At 65.5% G+C, this 22,518-nt stretch carries 19 protein-coding genes; 10 read left to right on the top strand and 9 right to left on the bottom strand.

Features of this window, described 5'->3' with window-relative positions; translation table 11 throughout:
* Window positions 1-2: 2 nt before the first annotated feature.
* Together QTI04_RS31965 and QTI04_RS31960 are read right to left on the bottom strand one after the other, a co-directional pair.
* Window positions 3-1,274: an RsmB/NOP family class I SAM-dependent RNA methyltransferase gene (locus QTI04_RS31965; protein ID WP_286619251.1), complete on the bottom strand. Its 1,272-nt coding sequence runs from the start codon at window positions 1,272-1,274 to the stop codon at window positions 3-5.
* 27 nt (window positions 1,275-1,301) lie between these two features.
* Entirely contained in the window at window positions 1,302-3,161 is a 1,860-nt protein-coding gene (locus QTI04_RS31960; RefSeq protein WP_286619250.1) for a M48 family metallopeptidase, read from the bottom strand.
* 34 nt (window positions 3,162-3,195) lie between these two features.
* On the opposite strand from QTI04_RS31960, the gene QTI04_RS31955 reads away from it, so the two are divergent.
* A complete protein-coding gene (locus QTI04_RS31955; RefSeq protein WP_286619248.1) occupies window positions 3,196-3,432 on the top strand; it encodes a DUF1653 domain-containing protein in 237 nt (78 codons plus the stop codon).
* Between the two features lie 22 nt (window positions 3,433-3,454).
* Here the strand turns inward: QTI04_RS31955 and purN are convergent, their stop codons facing one another.
* Window positions 3,455-4,039 carry a phosphoribosylglycinamide formyltransferase gene (purN, locus tag QTI04_RS31950; RefSeq protein WP_286619265.1) on the bottom strand — a complete coding sequence of 195 codons (585 nt, stop codon included), beginning with the start codon at window positions 4,037-4,039 and terminating at the stop codon, window positions 3,455-3,457.
* Window positions 4,040-4,182: 143 nt separating this feature from the next.
* On the opposite strand from purN, the gene QTI04_RS31945 reads away from it, so the two are divergent.
* From QTI04_RS31945 to QTI04_RS31935, 3 genes are all read left to right on the top strand, one after another.
* The gene (locus QTI04_RS31945) at window positions 4,183-5,364 is read left to right on the top strand and encodes an acyl-CoA dehydrogenase family protein (protein ID WP_286602714.1); all 1,182 of its coding nucleotides are present in this window, start codon (window positions 4,183-4,185) and stop codon (window positions 5,362-5,364) included.
* A 24-nt stretch (window positions 5,365-5,388) separates the two neighbouring features.
* Window positions 5,389-6,504, top strand: a complete 1,116-nt coding sequence (locus QTI04_RS31940) for an acyl-CoA dehydrogenase family protein (RefSeq protein WP_286619247.1) — start codon at window positions 5,389-5,391, stop codon at window positions 6,502-6,504.
* 83 nt (window positions 6,505-6,587) lie between these two features.
* Window positions 6,588-7,967, top strand: coding sequence for an alpha/beta fold hydrolase (locus QTI04_RS31935; protein ID WP_286619246.1), 1,380 nt, complete (start codon window positions 6,588-6,590; stop codon window positions 7,965-7,967).
* Window positions 7,968-7,977: 10 nt separating this feature from the next.
* On the opposite strand, the gene QTI04_RS31930 is transcribed toward QTI04_RS31935, so the two are convergent.
* On the bottom strand, window positions 7,978-8,535 hold the full coding sequence (locus QTI04_RS31930) for an HNH endonuclease (protein ID WP_286602718.1): 558 nt from the start codon (window positions 8,533-8,535) through the stop codon (window positions 7,978-7,980).
* Window positions 8,536-8,699: 164 nt separating this feature from the next.
* Between QTI04_RS31930 and QTI04_RS31925 the strand changes: the two genes are divergently transcribed.
* The 4 genes from QTI04_RS31925 to QTI04_RS31910 all read left to right on the top strand — a co-directional run bounded on the left by QTI04_RS31925 (window position 8,700) and on the right by QTI04_RS31910 (window position 14,900).
* The gene (locus tag QTI04_RS31925) at window positions 8,700-9,737 is read left to right on the top strand and encodes a bifunctional riboflavin kinase/FAD synthetase (RefSeq protein ID WP_286619244.1); all 1,038 of its coding nucleotides are present in this window, start codon (window positions 8,700-8,702) and stop codon (window positions 9,735-9,737) included.
* Window positions 9,738-9,845: 108 nt separating this feature from the next.
* Window positions 9,846-12,689, top strand: coding sequence for an isoleucine--tRNA ligase (gene ileS, locus QTI04_RS31920; protein ID WP_286619243.1), 2,844 nt, complete (start codon window positions 9,846-9,848; stop codon window positions 12,687-12,689).
* Window positions 12,689-13,186: a signal peptidase II gene (gene lspA / locus QTI04_RS31915; protein ID WP_286602721.1), complete on the top strand. Its 498-nt coding sequence runs from the start codon at window positions 12,689-12,691 to the stop codon at window positions 13,184-13,186. The genes ileS and lspA overlap by 1 nt, the downstream gene beginning before the upstream one ends.
* A gap of 55 nt (window positions 13,187-13,241) precedes the next feature.
* Window positions 13,242-14,900, top strand: a complete 1,659-nt coding sequence (locus QTI04_RS31910) for a Na/Pi cotransporter family protein (RefSeq protein ID WP_286602723.1) — start codon at window positions 13,242-13,244, stop codon at window positions 14,898-14,900.
* Between the two features lie 119 nt (window positions 14,901-15,019).
* Here the strand turns inward: QTI04_RS31910 and QTI04_RS31905 are convergent, their stop codons facing one another.
* On the bottom strand, window positions 15,020-16,000 hold the full coding sequence (locus tag QTI04_RS31905; RefSeq protein WP_286602725.1) for a quinone oxidoreductase: 981 nt from the start codon (window positions 15,998-16,000) through the stop codon (window positions 15,020-15,022).
* Between the two features lie 127 nt (window positions 16,001-16,127).
* On the opposite strand from QTI04_RS31905, the gene QTI04_RS31900 reads away from it, so the two are divergent.
* Window positions 16,128-17,027: a DMT family transporter gene (locus QTI04_RS31900; protein WP_286619241.1), complete on the top strand. Its 900-nt coding sequence runs from the start codon at window positions 16,128-16,130 to the stop codon at window positions 17,025-17,027.
* 25 nt (window positions 17,028-17,052) lie between these two features.
* Here the strand turns inward: QTI04_RS31900 and QTI04_RS31895 are convergent, their stop codons facing one another.
* Genes QTI04_RS31895 through QTI04_RS31880 form a run of 4 tightly spaced genes read right to left on the bottom strand, consistent with a single transcriptional unit; the run spans window position 17,053 to window position 21,386 of the window.
* Window positions 17,053-17,853 (bottom strand): SDR family oxidoreductase, encoded by an 801-nt coding sequence (locus QTI04_RS31895; RefSeq protein WP_286619240.1) that lies wholly within the window; start codon window positions 17,851-17,853, stop codon window positions 17,053-17,055.
* A gap of 16 nt (window positions 17,854-17,869) precedes the next feature.
* Window positions 17,870-18,790, bottom strand: a complete 921-nt coding sequence (locus QTI04_RS31890) for a DMT family transporter (protein WP_286619239.1) — start codon at window positions 18,788-18,790, stop codon at window positions 17,870-17,872.
* 8 nt (window positions 18,791-18,798) lie between these two features.
* Complete coding sequence (locus QTI04_RS31885; RefSeq protein WP_286619238.1) at window positions 18,799-20,412, bottom strand: gamma-glutamyltransferase family protein; 1,614 nt, start codon at window positions 20,410-20,412, stop codon at window positions 18,799-18,801.
* Between the two features lie 2 nt (window positions 20,413-20,414).
* Window positions 20,415-21,386 carry a tripartite tricarboxylate transporter substrate binding protein gene (locus QTI04_RS31880; protein ID WP_286619237.1) on the bottom strand — a complete coding sequence of 324 codons (972 nt, stop codon included), beginning with the start codon at window positions 21,384-21,386 and terminating at the stop codon, window positions 20,415-20,417.
* A gap of 96 nt (window positions 21,387-21,482) precedes the next feature.
* On the opposite strand from QTI04_RS31880, the gene QTI04_RS31875 reads away from it, so the two are divergent.
* On the top strand, window positions 21,483-22,409 hold the full coding sequence (locus QTI04_RS31875; protein WP_286602734.1) for a LysR family transcriptional regulator: 927 nt from the start codon (window positions 21,483-21,485) through the stop codon (window positions 22,407-22,409).
* The last annotated feature ends 109 nt before the right edge of the window (window positions 22,410-22,518 follow it).

The following is a 22,518-nucleotide window of genomic DNA, read 5'->3' as shown; positions in this document are numbered from 1 at the left end:
CCCTACTTTCGGTTCCACACGGCAGCAAAGAAGCCGTCGGTGGCATGGCGATGCGGCCAGAGCCGCAGGTAGCGCTTGCCGCTCTCCCCGCTCGCGCAAAGCGCCTCGGCGCCGGGGACCTTCAGGCCTTCGAGCACGTCTGCGGCATCCTGTGCTTCGAAATCCGGATTGGCTGCACCAAAAGCCTCGGCGATGGCCTCGTTTTCCTCCGGCAGCACGCTGCAGGTCGCATAAATCAACCGGCCGCCCGATTTCACCAGGCGCGAAGCGCTCTGCAGGATGGCGGTTTGCTTGGCCGTCAGTGCCTGGACCGACTGGGGCGACTGACGCCACTTCAGATCGGGATTGCGCCTCAGCGTACCGAGGCCCGAACAAGGCGCATCCACCAGCACCCGGTCGATCTTGCCGGCGAGTCGCTTGATGCGGTCGTCGCGCTCATGGGCGATGGCCGCGGGGTGCACGTTCGACAGCTTGCTGCGTGCGAGCCGCGGCTTGAGGGCGTCAAGGCGGTGCGCTGATGTGTCGAAAGCGTAAAGGCGCCCGGTATTGCGCATCGTGGCGCCGATGGCAAGTGTCTTTCCGCCGGCGCCTGCGCAGAAATCCACCACCATCTCGCCGCGCTTGGCATCGAGCAGCAAGGCAAGCAGTTGTGAGCCCTCGTCCTGCACCTCGACCGCGCCGCGAGCGAATGCGTCGAGCTTGGTGAGTGCCGGCTTGCCGTCGATCCGAAGCCCCCAGGGCGAAAACGGAGTTGGAGCGGCTTTGATGGCGGCCAGGGCCAGTTCCTTTTGCACTTCAGGCCGCTTGTCCGTGAACGCATTGACCCGCAGATCGAGCGGCGCCGGCTGTTGCAGGCTTTCGACCAGCGGCCAGAACTGGTCGCCCAGTTGCGCCTTGAGCGGCGCGACCAGCCATTCCGGCAGGTTGTGGCGGTGGCGTTCCAGCAGATCGTCCTGCTTGACGGCGTCGCAGTTGTCGAGCCAGCGCTTTTCGGTGTCGTTGAGCGCGCTCTTCAGGAAATCACGGGGGCCGTGGAAGCCGAGGATCGCCATCCGCCGTTCCTTCGGCCCGCTGCCAGACGGCGAGAGGTGGTCGAACAACAGCTTCTTGCGCAACACGGTGTAGACCGTCTCGGCCAACGTGGCGCGTTCGCGCGGCCCCAGTTCGCGATGGTCGCGGAAGAAGCGGGAAACGACCTGGTCGGCCGGGTGATCGAATTTCAGGACGAGGCCGACCAGGTCGGCGCTGGCCTCAAGAATGGCTTTGGGGTGCATGCCCCATTGTCTCAGCCAAGGGCCAACCTAGACGGTTGTGCGCGTCCAGACCGGTCCGAAGGCTTGGCGCTCGACCTCCGCGAGCGTGGGCGAATGCCCCGCCCACAGCACCAGCCCAGCACCGGGAAGGCTCAGGGTGTCCTCCAGCTGCCGGCAGAGATTCCAGCGCTCCTCATCTGCAAGCATGGGCAATTCCAGGAACACCACGTAGGCACGCCGCCACGGGAATTCGCGCAGGTTCTTGCGAACCACCCACGCCCGCGAAATCGCGCTGCATCGCACCAGATCGGCGCGAAGTTCGCCCAACTCGAATTCACTGAGGTCGTGGCGCGCGATCTGGCTGAAGAATGGCGTCGCGGTGATCTCCTCCCACGCGCGTTGCTCCGCCTCCTCCGCCGTTTTCGCTCGCTCGCGCCAGAGCTTGAGCGCTCGCTCGTCGTGCGCGCCGGTGTCGGGGTCTTCGAGCAGCGAGACCGCCGTCTTGGCAGCCCACCAGCGGCTCGCCGTGCTCGACTCGTGCAATTTCTCCAGCACCGCGAGGCGCGCCGGCCGATTGTTGGCCGGCAGCATTTGGGCAAGCCCCCGCAATGCGCCAGGATGATTCGCCGTCATCTGCAAGGCGCGTTCGTAGATCCCGCGCACGTCGGCTGCCGCGTTGACTCGGCGCGCGCAGTCCGCCCACTCGACCATTTCGTCGGCGTTGTTGCGGCCGGCGCTGGCCGCGAGCGCCGCGACCCGCTCGCGCACACGCACTAGGTAGGCGTGATGCTGCTTCCAGTCGTTCGCATGGGCGCGGCACCATTCCGCGTCGAAATGGGCCGTCCACTTTGGCGCATCACCCAGGAGGGCGAGCGCCGGTTTCTCCGACCAGGAGGGCAATCCCGCCTTTTCGTCGAGCGCTTCCAGCCGGTCGCGCAGTACGGGGTGGGTGTCATCGACGTCGCTAACGCTGCGAAGCGCACCGCGCAGTGCGGTACGCGCAAAGTCGACATCGACGGGTGCACTGAGCTTCTGCGCCATGGCCGAGAAGGGCCCGGCGGGCAAAGGATCATCGACTGCCCTCGACCAGTGCGACGGCCAGAACTCCTCCGCGTACCAGGAGCCCTTGACCGCGATCTCGGTCAACGCACCGGCAACGACGCGCGTACCCAGAAGGCGCGCCGCGACGCGATCGGCCTCGTACTCATCCTGCCGCGCCAGCGCAAAGGTCTTGGCGGCAAAGCGCGGGAAGTACCAGCGAAAGAAGGCTTGCGAAGCGAATGCCATCACGCCATCGTCGCGCTGGAAGCTCGCGTCCAGTTGGAGCCATGAAAGGCGAGTCCGGTAGATCCAGGCGCTCAGCTTTCCGTGGTTCCCGCGCAAGTGGCCGTACTCATGCGCCAGTACCGACAGCAGGCGACGCCGGTCGAGCGCCATGAGAAGCGGAAGCCCCACGCTGAGATAGTTCACCGCCCCGCCAAAGAGCCCGAAGCGTGGCAACTGGCGAATGCTCGCGTTGAAATCGCTGTCGAGATAGACGCGATGGACCGGTGGCCCGTCGATCTTGGCGCGGATCCGGTCGAGCGCTTCGAACAATGCGGGCGCGTCCTCGCGCTCCAGCGGAACGCCCTCGGGCTCATCGAATCGCACCCAGAGCGCACGCAACGTGGCCCAAAGCAGGCCGAGGGCAAATAGCAAGAGCCAGCCCCGCGCCACGCTGAAACGCGTGCCCTGTCCCAAGGAAATCACGACCCACGCGATGATGCCGATCGCCAGCGCCAGGCAGGCGACCACCCACAGATAGCCCAATGCGGCAAATGCGGCCACTCCGCGCCGGTAGCCCGTGCTGTCGTCCGCGCTGGCATGCTCGCTCAGGCGTACGAGATGAACAAAATCCGCACGATTCATCCCGACCTTTCACCCAATTGAAGGAAACACCCACGTGACAGACAACGACCTCCCGCCCCCGATCGAAACGCCGCCCGGCCGCTACCGGCACTACAAGGGCGGCGAGTACGAAGTGCTCGGCACGGTGCGCCACAGCGAAACGCTTGAGCCGATGACGCTGTACCGAGCGCTGTACGGCCAACGCGGCTTGTGGGTAAGACCCTCCGCGATGTTCGGGGAGACCGTGGAGGTGGGGGGCTCGTCACAATTGCGCTTCGTCAAACTCGACTAAAGATATCGAAGCGCAGATTGTGTCAGTTTGTTTCCAAAAGCCATGCAGCAATGGCTTGCGGGTAAACCCTATGCTCCTGTGCCAGAACTCGCGCCGCGAGACTTTCTTCGGTGTCATCGGTCATGACGGGGACCGCGGCTTGGGCCAGGATCGGCCCGTGGTCGAGTTCAACCGTAACCTCATGCACGGTCACGCCTGCCACACGGCAACCCGCCTCGATGGCCCGGCGATGCGTGTGAAGCCCGGGGAAGGCGGGCAGGAGCGAAGGATGAATATTGAGGAGCCGGCGCTCGTAGCGCGTCACGAAAGCGGGTGTCAGGATGCGCATGAACCCCGCGAGCACCACCAGCGTCGGCGAATGCACATCGATCGCTTTGGCCAGCGCCGTATCGAAGTCTTCCCGCGTCGAGTAGTCCTTGTGCGAAACCACGGCGGTCGCGATGCCGTGCTCGCGTGCGATCGCCAGCCCCTGCGCGTCCGCCTTGTTGCTGATGACCGCCGCGACGCGCGCACCGAAGCGCGCAGCCCATCGCTCTTTCTCGGCAGCCCGAACGATGGCAGCCATGTTCGAGCCGCTGCCGGAGATCAGGATCACAATGTTTTTCATGGGACGCGGGATTATCTGTGCTCGTTTCCCCGAGGTCCGGTTTGTCGCGGCGCGGACACCTTGAACTAGCACGACCGTGCTAAAAATGCCGGTTCCGAAGATGCGCCGCGCCCGCGGCGGTCGATCAACACAGCGAGGCACGCATGGATTTGAGCTTCACGCCCGAAGAACAGAAGTTCCGCGAAGAGATTCGCGCCTGGGTCAAAGAGAACCTTCCCGCAGAGATTTCCCACAAGGTGCACAACGCCCTCGAACTCACGCGCGACGATCTTCAGCGCTGGGCCAAGATCCTTGGCAAGAAGGGCTGGCTGGGCTACGGCTGGCCCAAGGAATTCGGCGGCCCGGGCTGGACCGCCGTCGAGAAGCACCTGTTCGAGGAGGAAGCCGCCCTCGCCGGCGCGCCTCGCATCATTCCCTTCGGCCCCGTGATGGTCGCGCCGGTCATCATGGCCTACGGCAACCCCGAGCAGCACAAGCGATTCCTCCCCGGCATCGCGAGCGGCGAAGTCTGGTGGAGCCAGGGCTACAGCGAGCCGGGCTCCGGTTCCGACCTCGCCTCGGTCAAGACCAAGGCCGAGCGCAAGGGGGACAAGTACATCGTCAATGGCCAGAAGACCTGGACCACGCTCGGGCAGTACGGCGAATGGATCTTCTGCCTGGTGCGCACCAGCAGTGAAGGCAAGCCGCAGACCGGCATCAGCTTCCTGCTGATCGACATGAAGTCGCCCGGCGTCACCGTGCGCCCGATCAAACTCCTCGACGGCGGCCACGAAGTCAACGAAGTCTGGTTCGACAACGTCGAAGTGCCGGCCGAAAACCTCATCGGCGAAGAGAACAAGGGCTGGACCTACGCCAAGCACCTGCTCTCGCACGAGCGCACCAACATCGCCGACGTGAACCGCGCGAAGCGCGAGCTGGAGCGCCTCAAGCGCCTCGCAAAGAGCGAAGGCGTCTGGGAAGACCAGCGCTTCCGCGACGAGATCGCGAAGCTCGAGGTCGACGTCGTCGCGCTCGAAATGCTGGTCCTGCGCGTGCTCTCCGCCGCCACTACGGGCAAGAACTCGCTCGACATCGCCGGTCTTCTCAAGATCAAGGGCAGCGAAATCCAGCAGCGCTATTCCGAACTCATGATGCTCGCCGGCGGCCCCTACTCGCTGCCCCTGGTCCGCGAGGCGATGGAAGCCGGCTGGCAGGGCGACTTCCCGGGCGGGCATCCGCAACTGGCCCCGCTGTCGTCGAGCTACTTCAACATGCGCAAGACCACCATCTACGGCGGCAGCAATGAAGTCCAACGCAACATCGTCGCCCAGACGGTCTTCGGCTGAGCGCAGGCAAACAAGGATCAAGCAATGGACTTCAATTTCAGCGACGACCAGCAACAACTTCGCGACGCGGTCGCCAAGTGGGTCGAAAAGGGCTACAGCTTCGAGCGCCGGCAGGCCACCGAGGCGGCAGGCGGCTTCTCCCGTGAAGCGTGGGACGAACTGGCCGAGCTGGGCCTGGGCGGCCTGTACATCCCTGAGGATGAAGGGGGCCTGGGCATGGGCCCGGTCGAAGGCATGGTCGTGATGGAAGAACTCGGCCGCGGCATCGTGCTCGAGCCGCTCGCGCAATCCTTCATCGCGGGCGCGGTCCTCGCCGGCCATGCCGACGAGGACACCAAGGACAACTGGCTGCCGCGCATCGCCGGCGGACAGGCGATGGTGGTGCTCGCCTACCAGGAGCGCGTGGCGCGCTACCGACTTGACGTGTGCGAGGCCCGGGCGGCCAAGGCCGGCAACGGCTGGACGCTGAACGGCACCAAGAGCCTCGTGCCCGCCGGTGACGAGGCCGATGCCTTTATCGTTCCCGCGCAGGTCGACGGGAAGGTGGCCCTCTTCCTCGTGGAGCGCGCTGCCGACGGCGTCGCCGCACGAGGCTACGGCACCCAGGACGGCAGTCGGGCGGCCGAGGTCGTTTTCGACAAGGCCGCCGCCACGCTCATCACCCTCGATGGCCTGCCGGCCCTCGAGCATGCTGTCGATATCGGCATCGCCGCAACCTGTGCCGAAGCCGTCGGCGTGATGGACAAGACGCTCGCGATCACCGTCGAGTACATGAACACGCGCAAGCAGTTCGGCGTGGCCATCGCCACCTTTCAGGCGCTGCGCCATCGCGTCGCCGACATGAAGATGCAGCTCGAACTCGCCCGTTCGATGAGCTACTACGCGAGCCTGAAGCTCAACGCGCCGGCCGCCGAGCGTCGCCAGGCGCTGGCTCGCGCGAAATACCAACTGGGCGTGTCGATGCGCTTCGTCGGCCAGCAGGCTGTGCAGTTGCACGGCGGCATCGGCGTGACCGACGAGTACATCGTGAGCCACTACTTCAAGAAGCTGACGCAGCTGGAGATGACCTTCGGCGACACCCTGCACCACCTGGGCGAGGTGTCGGCGCGCATGCAGGACACCGCAGGGGTCTTCGCCTGACATCGACCTGCCGTCGCTTCCGATGGCACGCAGCGCCCGCCGGCTTCAAGCTGGCGGGCGTTTTTCTTGGAACGGAATTTGCCATGCACACTCGCCGCCATCTCATCGCCGCGGGCTTCGCCAGCACCTTGCTCGCAGCCTGCACCACTACGCCTGTGAACCAGGAGCGTCCGCCCATCGTGTTCATGCATGGCAACGGTGACTCGGCAGCGCTGTGGCAGACGACGATCTGGCGCTTCGAATCCAACGGCTGGCCGCGCGACAAGCTCATCGCAGTCGACCAGCCATTTCCCCTGGCGCGCGACGATGACACCGTCGTCCAGCCGGGACGCAGTTCGACCGCGGAATCGATGGCCTTCCTGAAGGCGGAAGTTGACCGAGCGCTAAAGACGACCGGCGCGAACAAGGTCATCCTCGTCGGCAATTCACGCGGCGGCAACACCATCCGGAACTACGTACAAAACGGCGGCGGCGATCAGGTTGTCAGCCACGTGGTGCTGGGCGGAAACCCGGCGCACGGCATCTGGGCGGTGAAGGGCCGGCAAGAACGCAACGAGTTCTCCGGGCTGAGCCCGTTCATGCAGCAACTCAATGCGCCCAAGAACGGCAATGGAGACGAGGTCACGCCCGGCGTGAAGTGGCTGACGCTGCGTTCGGACAACAACGACAAGTACGCACAGCCCGACGGCATCTGGATCGGCGCCAAGGGCACAGCGACAAACATCGGCTTCGACGGGCCGGCGCTGAAGGGTGCGACCAACGTCGTGCTGCCGCGCGTCGATCACCGCGAGACCTCGTTCTCACCGGCAGCCTTCGATGCCACCTGGCGCTTCCTGACGGGCGAAGCGCCGCGCACGCTTCAACCGGCCCCCGAAGCGCAAGTTGTCTTGTCGGGCAAGGTCACCGGCCTCGGGCTCGATTCGCGCGATCCGGCCAGCGGCGCATTCGTCAACAACCTGCCTCTGACCGGAGGCCGCCTGGTGGTCTTCGCCGTCGATACCACCACCGGCGCGCGGCGCGGCCCGCCGGCATGGGAGCAGACCATTGCGCAGGACGGTCGGTGGGGACCGTTCACGGCTCAACCGAACACATCCTACGAATTCGTCCTCGGTGCGCCCGGCTACGCCACCACGCACATCTATCGCAGCCCCTTCCCGCGCTCCAGCAGCGTGATCCAGCTTCGGCCCGAGCGAATACCCGAGGCGGACCGCGACGCCCGCGCGCTGGTCATCCTTACCCGGCCGCGCGGCTACTTCGACGCCGAGCGCGACACCATGCGCTTCGACGGCCAGGCCGCCCTGCCGGGCGTCCCTCCGAAGGGATCGGGCGTGTCGAGTTCGAAGGTCAAGCTGCCGAGCGACGCGCCCCGCGCCGTGGCGTCCGAATTCAATGGGGAGCGCGTGACCGGCCAGGTCTGGCCCGCCGCGCAAGGCGACGTCAGCGTGCTGGAACTGACCTACTGATCTGCGCCTGCTACCCGTGCAGCCGCGAACTCTGCGGGAGGTGCGCCATCAGGAACTCCATCTGGTCCGCCAGGATCCGGCGGTTACGCAAGATGAAGTCCTCCCACAGGCTGGGCACGTAGGGCGCGTACAGCAAGGGCATGCCGGCCTGCTCGGGAGTGCGGCTGCTCTTGCGGTGATTGCAGGGTCGGCAAGCAGTGACCACGTTCATCCAGGTGTCGATGCCCTTTTGCGCAAACGGGATGATGTGTTCACGCGTCAGCTCTTCCTCGTGGAAATGGCCGCCGCAATAGGCGCAGACATTGCGGTCGCGCGCGAACAGCTTGCTGTTGGTGAGCCCGGGCCGCTGCGTGAAGGGGTTGATGCGCGGAACGCCCTTGGTGCCGATGATGCTGTTGATGGCAATCTGCGACTGCTGGCCGGTGACGGCGTTGTGCCCACCCCTGAACACCGCGACCTGCGCGCCCACCTCCCAGCGAACCTCGTCGGAGGCATAGTGGATCACCGCTTGTTCGAGCGAAATCCACGATTGGGGCAGCCCTTGGGCCGACAGCTTCAAGACCTTCACCACACGCCTCCTCGGGAAAAGAGAACCACGGAAAGACCAGGACATGATGCTCGCTTCAGAAGCTTGCATCTGACGCACTGCGTCACAATATACCGGCTTTATGACAAAACGCCCTGATGTGCCCATTCCGTGGGCGCGAAGTGCTATCAAAAAGATACCAACCCATGCAGGTCTTTAGGGGATTTCGGCATCCGGGCGTGGCTCCGGCCTGCGCCCTGACCATTGGCAACTTCGACGGAGTGCACCGCGGCCACCAGGCCATGCTGGGCCTGCTCAACACCGAGGCGCGCTTGCGCGGCCTGCCCAGTTGCGTGCTGACCTTCGAGCCGCATCCCCGCGACTACTTCGCGGCCCTCACCAAGCGCCCGGAGCTGGCGCCGGCCCGCATTGGCACGCTTCGCGACAAACTCACCGAACTCGCAGCAGGCGGCGTCGCGCAGACCATCGTGCTGCCTTTCGACGCCCGGCTGGCATCTCAAACGCCCGATGAATTCATCCAGCACGTGCTGATCGAAGGGCTCGGCGCGCGCTACGTGCTGGTCGGCGACGACTTCCGTTTCGGTGCCAAGCGCGCCGGCGACTACGCGATGCTCGACCGCGCGGGCGACGAGCACGGATTCGACGTGGCGCGGATGAACAGCTACGAGGTCCACGGCCTGCGCGTGTCCAGCTCCGCCGTGCGCGAGGCGTTGGCCGAAGGGCGTATGAGCGACGTGCACGCTCTCCTGGGCAGGCCGTATGCCATCTCCGGCCACGTGGTGCACGGGCGCAAGCTCGGCCGCGCGCTGGGTGCCTCGTCTCCCGGTCAGAACGACGGCTTTCGCACGCTCAACCTGCGCTTCAAGCACTGGAAACCCGCCGCGAGCGGCATCTTCGCGGTGCTCGTGCATGGCTTGACCGAAGCCCCGCTGCATGGGGTCGCCAACCTGGGTGTACGGCCTTCGCTCGACGCCAACGACGTCAATGCCGGCCGGGTGCTGCTGGAGACCCACTGCCTCGATTGGCCCGCCCACCTCGGCGCCGAAGGGGCCTACGGTAAAATCGTTCGCGTGGAACTGCTGCACAAACTGCACGACGAATTGCGCTACACCAGCCTCGAGGCCCTGACTGCGGGCATCGCGAAGGATGGCCGCGACGCGCGTGCATTCTTTGCCTCCACCCACGCCGAGACCCATCGCCAGACCACGCGCGACCGAATTTAGAGCGGAACCTTCGCTTTCCGCCGCGTCCGGCCGCACCTTGCCTGCAAGGGCCGCACGCCCCACGATCCCTCGAGCGTTGCAAGGCAGCGCAGATTTCTGGAACCTTCCATGGCCGACAACAAGACTGACAGCGGTACCGACTACCGCGCCACGCTGAACCTGCCCGACACCCCCTTCCCGATGCGGGGCGATCTGCCCAAGCGCGAGCCGGGCTGGGTCAAGGAGTGGAACGACGAAGGCCTCTACCATCGCCTTCGCGACGCGCGCCACGGCGCGCCCAAGTTCATCCTGCACGACGGCCCGCCCTATGCCAACGGGCAGATCCACATGGGCCATGCCGTCAACAAGATCCTGAAGGACATGATCACCAAGGCGCGCCAGCTCGAAGGCTACGACGCGCTCTACGTGCCCGGCTGGGACTGCCACGGCCTGCCGATCGAGAACGCGATCGAAAAGAAGTACGGCCGCAACCTCAGCCGCGACGAGATGCAGGCCAAGAGCCGCGCCTACGCGACCGAGCAGATCGCCCAGCAGATGAGCGACTTCCAGCGCCTCGGGGTTCTGGGCGAATGGGACCACCCTTACAAGACGATGGACTTCGCCAATGAAGCCGGCGAGATCCGCGCTTTCAAGCGCGTGATCGAGCGCGGCTTCGTCTACCGCGGCCTGAAGCCGGTGTACTGGTGTTTCGACTGCGGTTCCTCGCTCGCCGAATTCGAGATCGAGTACGCCGACAAGAAGTCGCAGACCCTCGACGTCGCCTTCAAGGCACACGACCCTGCGAAGCTCGCAGCCGCCTTCGGCCTGCCCGCCTTGACCAAGGACGCCTTCGCCGTCATCTGGACCACCACCGCGTGGACCATCCCCGCCAACCAGGCGATCAACCTGAACCCCGAGCTCGACTACGCGCTGGTTGATACCGAGCGCGGCCTCCTGGTGCTGGCTGCCTCGCTGGTCGAGATGTGCATGAACCGCTATGCGCTCGACGGCAAGGTGCTCGCCACGGTCAAGGGCGAGAAGCTGGGCGGCCTCGAGTTCGAGCACCCGCTGTACGACGTCGATGCCGGCTACCGTCGCCTGTCGCCCATCTACCTGGCCGACTACGCAACCGCCGACGACGGCACCGGCCTGGTCCACTCCTCGCCCGCCTACGGCGTGGACGACTTCAACTCTTGTGTGGCGCACGGCGTGGCCTACGACGACATCCTGAACCCGGTGCAGGGCAACGGCTCGTATGCGCCCGACTTCCCACTCTTCGGCGGGCAGAACATCTGGAAGGCCGTGCCGGTCATCATCCAGGCGCTGCGCGATGCCGGGCGGCTGATGACGACCGAGGCGATCACCCACAGCTACCCGCACTGCTGGCGCCACAAGACGCCGGTGATCTACCGTGCCGCGGCGCAGTGGTTCATCCGCATGGACGAGGGCGAAGGCGTGTTCACCAAGGACAAGGCGCCCCAGACCCTGCGCCAGACCGCGCTGCAAGCCATCGAGCAGACGAGCTTCTATCCGGAGAATGGCAAGGCACGCCTGCACGACATGATCGCCAACCGGCCCGACTGGTGCATCAGCCGCCAGCGCAGCTGGGGCGTGCCGATCCCCTTCTTCCTGCACAAGGACTCGGGCGAACTGCATCCGCGCACGATGGAAATCCTCGACCAGGCCGCCGACATCGTCGAGAAGGGCGGCATCGAGGCCTGGAGCCGCGTGACCGCCGAAGAAATCCTCGGCGCCGAAGACGCGCCGCGCTACACGAAGAGCACCGACATCCTCGAAGTGTGGTTCGACTCCGGCTCGACCTTCTTCCACGTGCTGCGCGGTACCCACCCCAACGTGCACCACGAGACCGGACCCGAGGCCGACCTCTACCTCGAAGGCCACGACCAGCATCGCGGATGGTTCCATTCGTCGCTGCTGATCGCCTCCGCGCTCGAAGGCCGCGCGCCCTACCGCGGGCTGCTCACGCACGGCTTCACGGTGGACAGCCAGGGCCGCAAGATGAGCAAGTCGCTCGGCAACGGCATCGACCCGCAGGATGTGAACAAGAAGCTCGGCGCCGAGATCACCCGCCTGTGGGTGGCCGCAAGCGACTACTCGGGCGATATCGCCGGTGACGACAAGATCTTGGCGCGGGTGGTGGACGCCTACCGCCGCATCCGCAACACGCTGCGCTTCCTGCTCGCCAACACCAGCGATTTCGACGTCGCCAAGGATGTGGTCCCAATCGACCAATTGCTCGAGATCGACCGCTACGCGCTGAGCCGCGCCGCGCAATTCCAGGCCGAGGTGCTCGCGCATTACAAGGTCTACGAATTCCACCCGGTGGTGGCCAAGCTGCAGGTGTATTGCTCGGAAGACCTCGGAGCCTTCTACCTCGACGTGCTGAAAGACCGGCTCTACACGACCGCGCCCGGCTCGCACGCACGCCGCAGCGCCCAGACGGCGCTCTGGCACATCACGCAAGCGATGCTGCGCTGGATGGCGCCTTTCCTGAGCTTCACGGCCGAAGAGGCCTGGAAGTTCTGCGGCGACGGCCAGTCGATCTTCGTCCAGACCTACAGCGATCTCGGCTCGCCCGATGAAGCGCTGCTCGGCAAGTGGACGCGCATCCGCGAGATCCGCGACGCGGTCAACAAGGAGATCGAGACCGTGCGCACGGCCGGCCAGGTCGGCTCGTCGCTGCAGGCCAACGTGACTCTCAGCGCTCCCGCCGAAGAGCACGCGCTCCTCGCATCGCTGGGTGACGATCTCAAGTTCGTCTTCATCACGTCGGCAGTCGAACTGGTCGCCGGCGAGGCGCTGTCCGCGACCGTGAAGGCAAGCACCGCGACGAAGTGCGAACGCTGCTGGCACTGGCGCGACGACGTGGGGCATGACCCGGCGCATCCGGCCATCTGCGGCCGGTGCACCAGCAACCTCTACGGTGCGGGCGAAGCAAGGACTGTCGCCTGATGGCCCGCCGTTCCTCCGCCTCGGGCCTCGGTATCTGGCCCTGGCTGGGCCTTGCGCTCGTCATCGTCATCGTCGATCAGTTCACCAAGACCCTGATCCTCGGCTACTACAAGCTCGGCGACGCGACCTACGTCACGAGCTTCTTCAACGTCGTGCGGGCCCACAACACCGGTGCGGCCTTCTCATTTCTTGCCGATGCGGCGGGATGGCAGCGCTGGTTCTTCATGGCCATCGGCATCGCAGCGGCGATCTTCATCATCTGGATGCTCAGGTCCCATGCGGGGCAAAAGCTGTTTTGCTTCTCGATGGCTGCCATCCTCGGCGGCGCCATCGGCAACGTCATCGACCGGATGATGCATGGCTACGTGGTGGACTTCCTCGACTTCCATCTGGCCGGCCGTCACTTCCCGGCCTTCAACGTGGCCGACAGCGCGATCACGGTCGGTGCGATCTGCCTGATCCTCGACGAACTGAGACGAGTCAAAAGAGGCAAGTAGGACCGCATCAACCAGGCCGGCGGGAGGCACAGGTGCTCTATAGTGCCTGTCATCCATGAAGCACTTGTTGAATCTGCTGGCAGCCATCGCGCTGCTGGTGTGGGGTACCCATCTCGTTCGCACCGGCGTCTTGCGCGTCTTCGGCGCGAACCTGCGCAAGATCCTCGTGCACAGCATGCGCAACCGCTTCACGGCGGCCCTGTCGGGCATCGGCGTGACGGCGCTGGTGCAATCGAGCACGGCGACCTCGCTGATGACTTCATCGTTCGTCGGCCAGGGCCTGGTGACCCTGCCGGCGGCGCTCGCGGTCATGCGCGGCGCGGACATCGGCACCGCGCTGATGTCGGTGCTGTTCTCGGCGGATCTTTCATGGCTGTCGCCGCTCTTCATCTTCGTGGGCGTCGTGCTGTTCATCACGCGGCCATCCAGCGCGGCCGGCCGTGTTGGCCGCGTCCTGATCGGCCTCGGCCTGATGCTTCTCGCGCTCCAACTCGTGGTCGAGGCCACCGGCCCGCTGTTCGACAGCCCGGCGATGCGTGCGGTGCTCGGTTCGATCAACAGCGACGTGTTGCTCGAGATCACCATCGGCGCCGGGCTCGCCATCCTGGCCTACTCCAGTCTTGCCGTCGTGCTTCTGGTCGCCGCCATGGCGAGTTCCAACGTGGTGCCGCTCGACGTGGCGCTGGGCCTGGTGCTCGGCGCCAACCTCGGCAGCGGCCTGCTCGCGGTGCTGACCACAGCCAAGTCAACCGTTGCGGTGCGTCAGGTGACCTTGGGCAACCTCGTCTTCAAGCTGCTCGGCGTGGCCATCGCGGCGCCCTTCGTCGGCCTGTGGCTGCGCGAGGTCAAACCCTTCATCTCGGACGCCACGCACCTGGTCGTGCTCTATCACCTCGCCTTCAACGTGATCGTGAGCGTCGGCTTCATCGGCCTCACCAATTCGGTGGCCCGGCTGGTCACGAAACTGCTGCCGGAGCCTGAAGAGCCCGCGGCGACGCGACGGCCGCAGCACCTGGACCCTTCGGCACTGTCGACGCCCACGCTCGCCATCTCGAATGCCGCGCGCGAGGCACTTCACCAGGCAGACGTGGTCGAGACGATGCTGATCGGCATGCTCAACGTGATCCGGAACAACGACCTTCGGCTCGCGCAGGAACTGCGCAATCTCGATGACATGGTCGACGAGCTGTACTCCGCCATCAAGTACTACCTGACCAAGATCTCGCGCGAGGCCCTCGGCGAGGAAGAGAGCCGCCGCTGGACCGACATCATCAGCTTCACCATCAACATGGAGCAGATCGGCGACATCATCGAGCGGGTGATCATCGACATCGAGGACAAGAAGATCAAGCCGCAACGCAACTTTTCCGAGGCCGGCATGAGAGAGATCGTCGAACTGCACGAGCGGCTGGTCGCGAACCTGCGGCTGAGCATGAGCGTGTTCCTCAACGGCAACGTGCGTGATGCGCAGAAGCTGCTGGAAGAAAAGGCGCGCTTCCGCGACCTGGAGCGGGCCTACGCCACGACCCACCTCGGGCGCCTGTCGGACCAGACCACACTGAGCATCGAGACGAGTTCGCTGCACATCGATCTGATCAGCGAGCTCAAGCGCATCAACTCGCACATCTGCTCGATCGCCTATCCGATCCTCGAGTCGGCCGGCGCGCTCGCACCGACCCGGATGCGCGAATCGCGCCTGGGCGCGCTTCACTAGCTCGCCCCCAGGCTGCGCGCACTTCGTGTCGCTTCGCCTTCCCCCTGCCGGGGGCAATACCGGCGGCCCGGCATAGCCGGTTCCGCGGTATTTCTGGAAGGGGGCGCCGTAAGGTGCTGCTACAAGGTCAGGATGGTGCAGCCGGTGGTCTTGCGTGCTTCGAGATCGCGGTGCGCTTGTTGGACGTCTTCCAGTGCATAGCGCTGGTCGATCGGGATCTTTACCGCGCCGCTCTCGACCACCGCGAACAGGTCGTCGGCCATTGCCTGTGTGCTCTCGCGGTTCGAGATATGCGAGAACAGGGTGGGCCGGGTCACGTAGTACGAACCCTTGGCCAAGGTGCCCAGGTTGAAGGCCGCCACCGGCCCCGATCCGTTGCCGAAGACCGCGAGCAGACCGAAGGGCCGCAGGCAGGCCAGCGAGCCTTCGAAGGTGTCCTTGCCCACCGAGTCGTAGGCCACCTTCACGCCCTTGCCGCCGGTGATTTCCTTGACGCGCTCGGCGAAGTTCTCGGTGCTGTAGTTGATGGCGTGCGCAGCGCCATGGTCCAGCGCGATCTTGCACTTGGCATCGGTGCCCGCGGTGCCGATCAACTGCAGCCCCAGCGCCTTGGCCCATTGGCATGCGATCAGCCCCACGCCGCCCGCAGCGGCATGAAACAGGATGAAATCACCGGGCTGCAGGCCTTCGGCCGGCAAGGTCTTCTTCAGCAGGTACTGCGCGGTCAGGCCCTTGAGCATCATGGCCGCGCCGGTCTCGAACGAGATCGCGTCGGGCAGTTTGCAGACGCACTTGGCCGGCATCACGCGCAGTTCGCTGTACGCGCCGGGTGGCTGGCTGGCATAGGCCGCGCGGTCGCCGACCTTGAGGTGAGAGACCCCCTCGCCCACCGCCTCGATGACGCCGGAGGCTTCCATGCCGAGTTGCAGCGGCATGGGGAACGGGTACAGCCCGCTGCGCTGGTAGGTATCGATGAAGTTGAGACCCACCGCCTTATGGCGAATGCGGATTTCGCCGGGTCCGGGATCTCCGACTTCGACGTCGACGATCTTCAGTTCCTCGGGACCGCCATGGCGGTCGATGCGGACGGCTTTGCTCATGAATCGTGGCTCCTTTTGTTGAATGTGCGATTCGGCTGGATCGAAACGAGGCGCCTATGCTGCCACGGACTTGAATCCAAGGCTCGCACCCCCGAATACGGCTCGCGGCCCGTTAAAGTCCAGCCCCATGCAGCAGCGTCTTACTCCGGGCACCGCCCTTCTTCTCACGGTGCCTCCCCTGCTGTGGGCCGGCAATGCGGTCGTCGGCCGCGTGGTGCGCGAACTCGCGTCGCCCATGTCGCTGAACTTCATCCGCTGGCTGCTGGCCTTCATCGTGCTGCTTCCCTTCGCGGTGTCCGTGCTGCGCCGCGAGAGTCCGTTGTGGATGCACTGGAAGCGATTCGCCGTGCTCGGACTCCTTGGCATCGGCTGCTACAACGCCTTCCAGTACCTGGCGCTGCAGACCTCGACACCGATCAACGTCACGCTCGTCGGCTCCAGCATGCCGCTGTGGATGCTGGCGACGGGTTCCTTGTTCTTCGGCGCGAAGGTGACGAGGCGCGCAATGGCAGGTGCCGCGCTCTCGATGATCGGTGTGCTGCTGGTGCTCAGCCGCGGCGAGTGGAGGCAATTGCTCTCGCTGCGGCTGGTGGCCGGCGATCTCTACATGATGCTCGCGACCATCTCGTGGGCGTTCTATAGCTGGATGCTGTCGCGGACCCATGAGCCATCCGAGGTGCGACGCGACTGGGCCTCGCTGCTCATGGCACAGATGGTGTTCGGGCTGGCATGGTCCAGCCTGTTCGCCGCAGGCGAGTGGGCGCTGGCGGATGCGCACGCGGACTGGGGCTGGCCGCTGGCGGCGGCGCTTGTCTTCATCACGCTCGGGCCTGCTCTCCTGGCCTATCGGTGCTGGGGAGCGGGGGTGCAGCGGGCGGGCCCGCAGACGGCCGGCTTCTTCACCAACCTCACTCCCTTGTTCGCGGCCCTGCTGTCAGCGGCCTTCCTGGGCGAATTGCCGCACTGGTATCACGGTGCGGCCTTCGTGCTGATCGTGGGCGGGATCTGGGTGTCCTCGCGGCAATGACGCAAGTCACCCTCCACCCGTCACGTCAGTACGTCCCCGGATAGGCTCCACCGTCGGCCAGCACGTTCTGCCCCGTGAGGTACCCCGCCTGCACGCTGCAGAGGAAGGCGCAGATCGCGCCGAACTCGGACGGCGTGCCGAAGCGGCCCGCGGGAATGCTCTTCTCGCGAGCGGCCCGGACGGTGTCGATGTCCTGTCCCGACTTTTTGGCAGCGCCGGCCATCGTGCCCTTGAGCCGGTCGGTATCGAAGGAGCCCGGAAGCAGGTTGTTGATCGTGACGCCCTTGCCGGCAATGTCCGAGCGGGCCACGCCGGCAACGAAGCCGGTCAAGCCGCTGCGTGCGCCGTTGCTCAGGCCCAGGATGCCGATCGGCGCCTTCACCGAGCTGGACGTGATGTTGACGATGCGGCCGAATCCGCGCGCGGCCATGCCATCGACGGTGGCCTTGATGAGTTCGATCGGCGTGAGCATGTTCGCATCGACGGCCTTGATCCATGCTTCGCGGTCCCATTCACGGAAGTCGCCGGGGGGCGGTCCGCCGGCGTTGGTGACCACGATGTCGAAATCCTTGTGGAGCGCGAAGGCGGCGGCGCGGCCTTCGGGCGTTGTGATGTCGGCCGCCAGGTGCTTCACGAAAGGCTTGGCGCCGCTCACACCGGCCGCCACGGCCTGCAAGGTCTTGGCCGCCGATTCCAACGCTTCGGCGCCGCGCGCGACGATCACCACGTTCACGCCCTCGCGCACCAGCGCTTCCGCGCAGCCGTAACCCAGGCCCTTGCTCGCGCCGCACACCAGCGCGGACTTTCCTGCAATTCCAAAATCCATGTTCTTTCCTTCGGGCTCAGCGCCCCATGCGTGTGAATACGAAGATGCCGGCGATCACCAGCGCCGTCCCGGCCGCGATCCACGCGGTGAAGGGCTCGCCGAGGATCACCACACCCATCAGGATGGTCGAGATCGGCCCGACCATACCCGTTTGGGCTGCCATCGCGGGCCCGATGCGTTCGATCGCCATCATGACGGCAAGGACGGGCACCGCGGTACACACCGTGGCGTTGAGGATCGACAGCCAGATCACCTGCGGCGCCACATCGAAGGCTGCGCTCATCGGCCGCAGCAGCATGAACTGCACGATGCAAAGTACGCAGGCCACGCTGGTCGCCAATCCCACGAGGCGCAGCGAACCCAGCCGCTTGACGAACTCGCCGCTTGCGACGAGATAGATGGCATAGCTCACAGCGCTCAGGAACACCAGCAGTGCGCCCCACGCGGCGGCTGCGCTCTGGCCGAGCTGCACTTCGTGGCCGAACACCAGCAGCACGCCCGCATAGCTGATGCTCATGCCCACGAACTGCCAGCGGGTGATGCGCCGGCGATAGACGATCCAGCCGAACAACAGCACCAGCGTCGGGTTGAGATACAGGATGAGCCGCTCCAGACTGGCCGTGATGTAGGCCAGCCCGGCAAAATCGAGAAAGCTCGACAGGTAGTAGCCCGAGAACCCCAGGCCGAAGACGCCGATCCAGTCGCGCCGCGTGAGCGGCGGCTTGCCGCGCCCGGCCCACCAGGCCATCAGCGCGAACAGCGGCAACGCGAACAACATGCGCAGCATGATGAGCGTGACCGCGTCCACGCCGTAGCGGTAGGCCAGCTTGACGATGATCGCCTTGCCGCTGAACGCGATGGCGCCCAGCGTCGCAAGGATGAGGCCAGGCGCGAGATTCTTGTGAGCGGAATGCTCCGACGTGGCCTGAAGTTGCATCGAGAGAATCAGAACCCGGCGGCAAGGCCGTCGCGGCGCGCGTCGCTCGCGGCCACGTAGCCCTCGACCGCCGGATCGCCCGCGCGCCAGATGAACTGGCCCGCACCGAAGTCCTGGTAAGAGTCGTTGATGACATCGACCTTGTGGCCGAGTTCGGTCAGGCCCTGGACCGTGTTCGGATCCATGGCCGCCTCGACGTTGATCTCGAGGCCCGAGTTGAAGCGCCAGCGCGGCGCATCGCACGCGGCCTGCGGGTTCTGCTTGTAGTCCAGCATGCGCACCAGCGTCTGCATGTGGCCTTGCGGCTGCATGTTGCCGCCCATCACGCCGAAGCTCATCACCGGCGCACCGTCCTTCGTGAGGAAGGCCGGGATGATGGTGTGGAAGGGGCGCTTGCCAGGTGCCACCACGTTCGGGCTCTTGGCGTCGAGGCTGAAGCCGTGGCCTCGGTTCTGCAGGCTGATGCCGAAGTCGGGCTCCACGCAGCCCGAGCCGAATCCCATGTAGTTGCTTTGGATGAAGCTCACCATCATGCCGCTCTCGTCGGCCGCGGTGAGATAGATGGTTCCGCCCTTGACCGGGTTGCCCGCCTTGAAGTCCTGCGCCTTGTTCACATCGATGAGTTTGGCACGCGATGCGAGGTACGCGCCATCGAGCATTTGCAGGGGCGTCACCTCCATCGACGATGGGTCGGACACATAGCGGTAGGTGTCGGCAAACGCGAGCTTCATGGCCTCGATCTGCAGATGCTGCGAGGCAACCGAGTCGACCGGGATCGAGCCGATGTCGAAGTGCTCGAGGATGCCCAGCGCGATCAGCGCGGCAATGCCCTGGCCATTCGGCGGGATCTCGTGCAGCGTGTGGCCGCGGTAGTTCTGCGCGATCGGCTCGACCCATTCGGGCTTCCAGTTGGCGAGGTCGCGCACCTTGAGGCTGCCGCCGTTTGCGTTGGAGAACTTCTCCAGTGCCTCCGCGATCTCGCCGCCGTAGAACGCATCGCCCTTGGTCGCGGCGATGGCCTTGAGCGCACGCGCCGCGGCCTGGAAGCGGAAGAGTTCACCGACCTCGGGCGCACGTCCCCACGGCAGGAAGCTCTGCGCAAAGCCCGGCTGCGATTGCAGGAGGGGCGTGGCCGCGGCCCACTTCTGCTGCACCACCGGCGGCATCAGGTACCCGCGCTCGGCGATCTCGATGGCCGGCGCCATGAGGTTCTCGAAGGGCAGCTTGCCGAAGCGCTCGGACATCGCGACCCAGGTGCCGACGGCGCCGGGCACGGTGACCGAATCGATGCCGCGCTGCGGCGGCGTCCGCGCATCTGCGCCGTACTTGCGGCTGAAGTAATCAGGCGTCCAGGACTGCGGCGCGGAGCCTGAGCCGTTCAGTCCGTGCAGCTTCTTGCCGTCCCACAGGATGCAGAAGGCATCGCTACCCAGGCCGTTGCTGACCGGTTCGAGCACCGTCATGGCGGCCGCCGTCGCGATCGCGGCATCGACGGCATTGCCACCTTGGTACAGGATGCGAAGGCCCGCCTGCGCGGCCTGCGGATGCGAGGTCGAAACGACGTTGCGCGCGAAGACCGGAATGCGGGTCGACGTGTAGGGGTTTGCGTAATCGAACTTCATGCTCAGTCCCCAGTGATTTTTCGTTCGGTGATGATCTTTTTCCACTTGGCAGCGTCTTCGGCCACCATGCTCGCGAATTGCGCCGGGGTGCTCGTCGTGGGCGAGATGCCCAGCCGCGCGAGCTTGTCGCGCACTTCCGGATCGGCGAGCGCCTGGTTGGCCGCCGTGTTGATGCGCGTCACCATCTCGGCCGGCAGGCCCTTGGGACCGTAGAGGCCGAACCACGTGTTGGATTCGAAGCCCGGAAGCGTGTCGGCGATCGGCGGCAGCTCGGGCGCCAGCGGGCTGCGCTTGAGCGAGGTCACGCCCAATGCGCGCAGCCGGCCGTCACGCACGTGCGGCATGCCGGTGGGAAGCGAGTCGAACAGCACATCGACCTTGCCGCTGATCAGATCGGGAATCGCGAGCGCCGTGCCCTTGTACGGAATGTGCGTGACGAAGATGCCGGCCTGGGACTTGAAGAGCTCCGCCGTGAGTTGGACGATGGTGCCGTTGCCGCTCGATGCGTAGTTGAGCTTCCCGGGGTTTTTCTTCGCGTAGTCGATCCATTCGCGCACCGTCTTGGCCGGCGAGCTGTTGGGCACCAGCATGATGCTGGGCGCGTCGCCGACGTGGGCGATCGGCGTGAAGTCACGCACCGTGTCGTAAGGCAGCTTGGGATTGATCCAAGGGCCGATCGAGTGCGTGCTCGTGGTGGCCAGCAGCAGTGTGTAGCCGTCGGGCGCAGCCTTGGCCGCCATATCGGAGCCGATCGCGCCGCCGGCGCCGGGCTTGTTGTCGATAACCAGCGTGGTGCCGAGCTTCTCGCCCATCTTCTGCGACAGCGTGCGCGCAAACAGGTCCGTCGCGCCACCAGCCGGGAAAGGCACGATGAGGCGGATCGGCTTGGTTGGATAGCTTTGCGCCAAGCTGGCGGAGGTTCCGGCCACGCAGAGCATGGCTGCGACGGCCTGAAGGAACTGGATTCGTTTCATGGTGCTGGATTTTGTCCCTGTGGAGGAGTACGAATGCTATGCAGGGCCCCTGTATCAAGCCAGATAATCCGGCTTATCGAATTATGAGCATTTCTTATGCCAAAGACCGGCGCTGAAGAGATCTCCCTGCAGCAGCTACGGGCCCTCGCGGCTGTCGCCGAATCGGGCAGCTTCACCCTGGCGGCGGAGAGCCTGCAGCTCACGCAGCCCGCGATCAGCCATCTGATCAAGCGCATGGAACTCGAACTCGGCCAGCCCCTGGTCGTGCGCGGCCGCCGCATCCGCATGACCAACGCCGGCGAGATGATGGTCGACACGGCCATGCGTGCGCTCCGGCTGATCGATGAATCGGTCGAGGCCTGCCGGTCCCAGTCGCAGCTTCGGGAGGGGCGCGTGGTGCTGGCGGTTGGCCATCTCACGGCGGGCGCGCTGCTGCCGCCATTGCTGAGCCGATTTTCGCAACAGCACCCCTCGCTGGCGACCGAACTCCTCGACAGCACGGCCGAGCAGATGATTTCGCGAATCCTCTCGCAGGAGGCCGACCTGGGCTTCGGGTCGGACATCGGGCAGAAGCATTCCGAACTCGCCACGGAGCCGCTCTTCACCGAGCGCATGAGCCTCTTCGTGCGTGACGATCATCCGCTGGCGCAGCGGGTGGTGATCGACGCCAGGCACCTGGACAGCCTGCCCTTCATCCACGTCAATCCTGACGCCAACATCTGGCGGTCCGTCAGCCGACAGCTTTCCAGCGTGGCCAATGTGTACCCGCGCGTAGTGCACCATGTGTCGATGCTGTCGACAGCCTTCGGGCTCATCCAGTCGGGCGCGGGCGTGGCGCTGCTGCCGCGCTATGTGGAGGTGCTGATGCCCGGAAACCTGCGCGCGGTAGCGGTGACGCGCCCCACATTGGAATACCCGGTCGTCGCCGTGCGGCTGGCGAAGCACCCACTCAATCCCGCGGCGATGGCGTTCCTCGCCATGGCCCGGCAGCACATGAAGCCGCCCCGCATCTCCAGGCCCTGATCGGGATAGGGGCCGGTCAACGAAGACCGGACCCCTCCCACACCACCCGGCGTGCGGGTCCGCACCGGGCGGTTCGAGAAGTTGAGGTCAGGAGAATCTGGGGACTCCC

It is taken from the genome of Variovorax sp. J22R115, from assembly GCF_030317005.1.
Lineage (GTDB): Bacteria > Pseudomonadota > Gammaproteobacteria > Burkholderiales > Burkholderiaceae_C > Variovorax.
The sequence above is the reverse complement of the archived record's forward strand: the minus strand, read 5'-3'. Positions and strand labels throughout refer to the sequence as shown.

Excerpts from the sequence above, each read along its gene's own strand:
- QTI04_RS31965 (WP_286619251.1), bottom strand. The coding sequence starts at position 1,274 with ATGCACCCCAAAGCCATTCTTGAGGCCAGCGCCGACCTGGTCGGCCTC.
- QTI04_RS31960 (WP_286619250.1), bottom strand. The coding sequence starts at position 3,161 with ATGAATCGTGCGGATTTTGTTCATCTCGTACGCCTGAGCGAGCATGCC.
- purN (WP_286619265.1), bottom strand. The coding sequence starts at position 4,039 with ATGAAAAACATTGTGATCCTGATCTCCGGCAGCGGCTCGAACATGGCT.
- QTI04_RS31945 (WP_286602714.1), top strand. The coding sequence starts at position 4,183 with ATGGATTTGAGCTTCACGCCCGAAGAACAGAAGTTCCGCGAAGAGATT.
- QTI04_RS31940 (WP_286619247.1), top strand. The coding sequence starts at position 5,389 with ATGGACTTCAATTTCAGCGACGACCAGCAACAACTTCGCGACGCGGTC.
- QTI04_RS31935 (WP_286619246.1), top strand. The coding sequence starts at position 6,588 with ATGCACACTCGCCGCCATCTCATCGCCGCGGGCTTCGCCAGCACCTTG.
- QTI04_RS31925 (WP_286619244.1), top strand. The coding sequence starts at position 8,700 with ATGCAGGTCTTTAGGGGATTTCGGCATCCGGGCGTGGCTCCGGCCTGC.
- ileS (WP_286619243.1), top strand. The coding sequence starts at position 9,846 with ATGGCCGACAACAAGACTGACAGCGGTACCGACTACCGCGCCACGCTG.
- lspA (WP_286602721.1), top strand. The coding sequence starts at position 12,689 with ATGGCCCGCCGTTCCTCCGCCTCGGGCCTCGGTATCTGGCCCTGGCTG.
- QTI04_RS31910 (WP_286602723.1), top strand. The coding sequence starts at position 13,242 with ATGAAGCACTTGTTGAATCTGCTGGCAGCCATCGCGCTGCTGGTGTGG.
- QTI04_RS31905 (WP_286602725.1), bottom strand. The coding sequence starts at position 16,000 with ATGAGCAAAGCCGTCCGCATCGACCGCCATGGCGGTCCCGAGGAACTG.
- QTI04_RS31900 (WP_286619241.1), top strand. The coding sequence starts at position 16,128 with ATGCAGCAGCGTCTTACTCCGGGCACCGCCCTTCTTCTCACGGTGCCT.
- QTI04_RS31895 (WP_286619240.1), bottom strand. The coding sequence starts at position 17,853 with ATGGATTTTGGAATTGCAGGAAAGTCCGCGCTGGTGTGCGGCGCGAGC.
- QTI04_RS31890 (WP_286619239.1), bottom strand. The coding sequence starts at position 18,790 with ATGCAACTTCAGGCCACGTCGGAGCATTCCGCTCACAAGAATCTCGCG.
- QTI04_RS31885 (WP_286619238.1), bottom strand. The coding sequence starts at position 20,412 with ATGAAGTTCGATTACGCAAACCCCTACACGTCGACCCGCATTCCGGTC.
- QTI04_RS31880 (WP_286619237.1), bottom strand. The coding sequence starts at position 21,386 with ATGAAACGAATCCAGTTCCTTCAGGCCGTCGCAGCCATGCTCTGCGTG.
- QTI04_RS31875 (WP_286602734.1), top strand. The coding sequence starts at position 21,483 with ATGCCAAAGACCGGCGCTGAAGAGATCTCCCTGCAGCAGCTACGGGCC.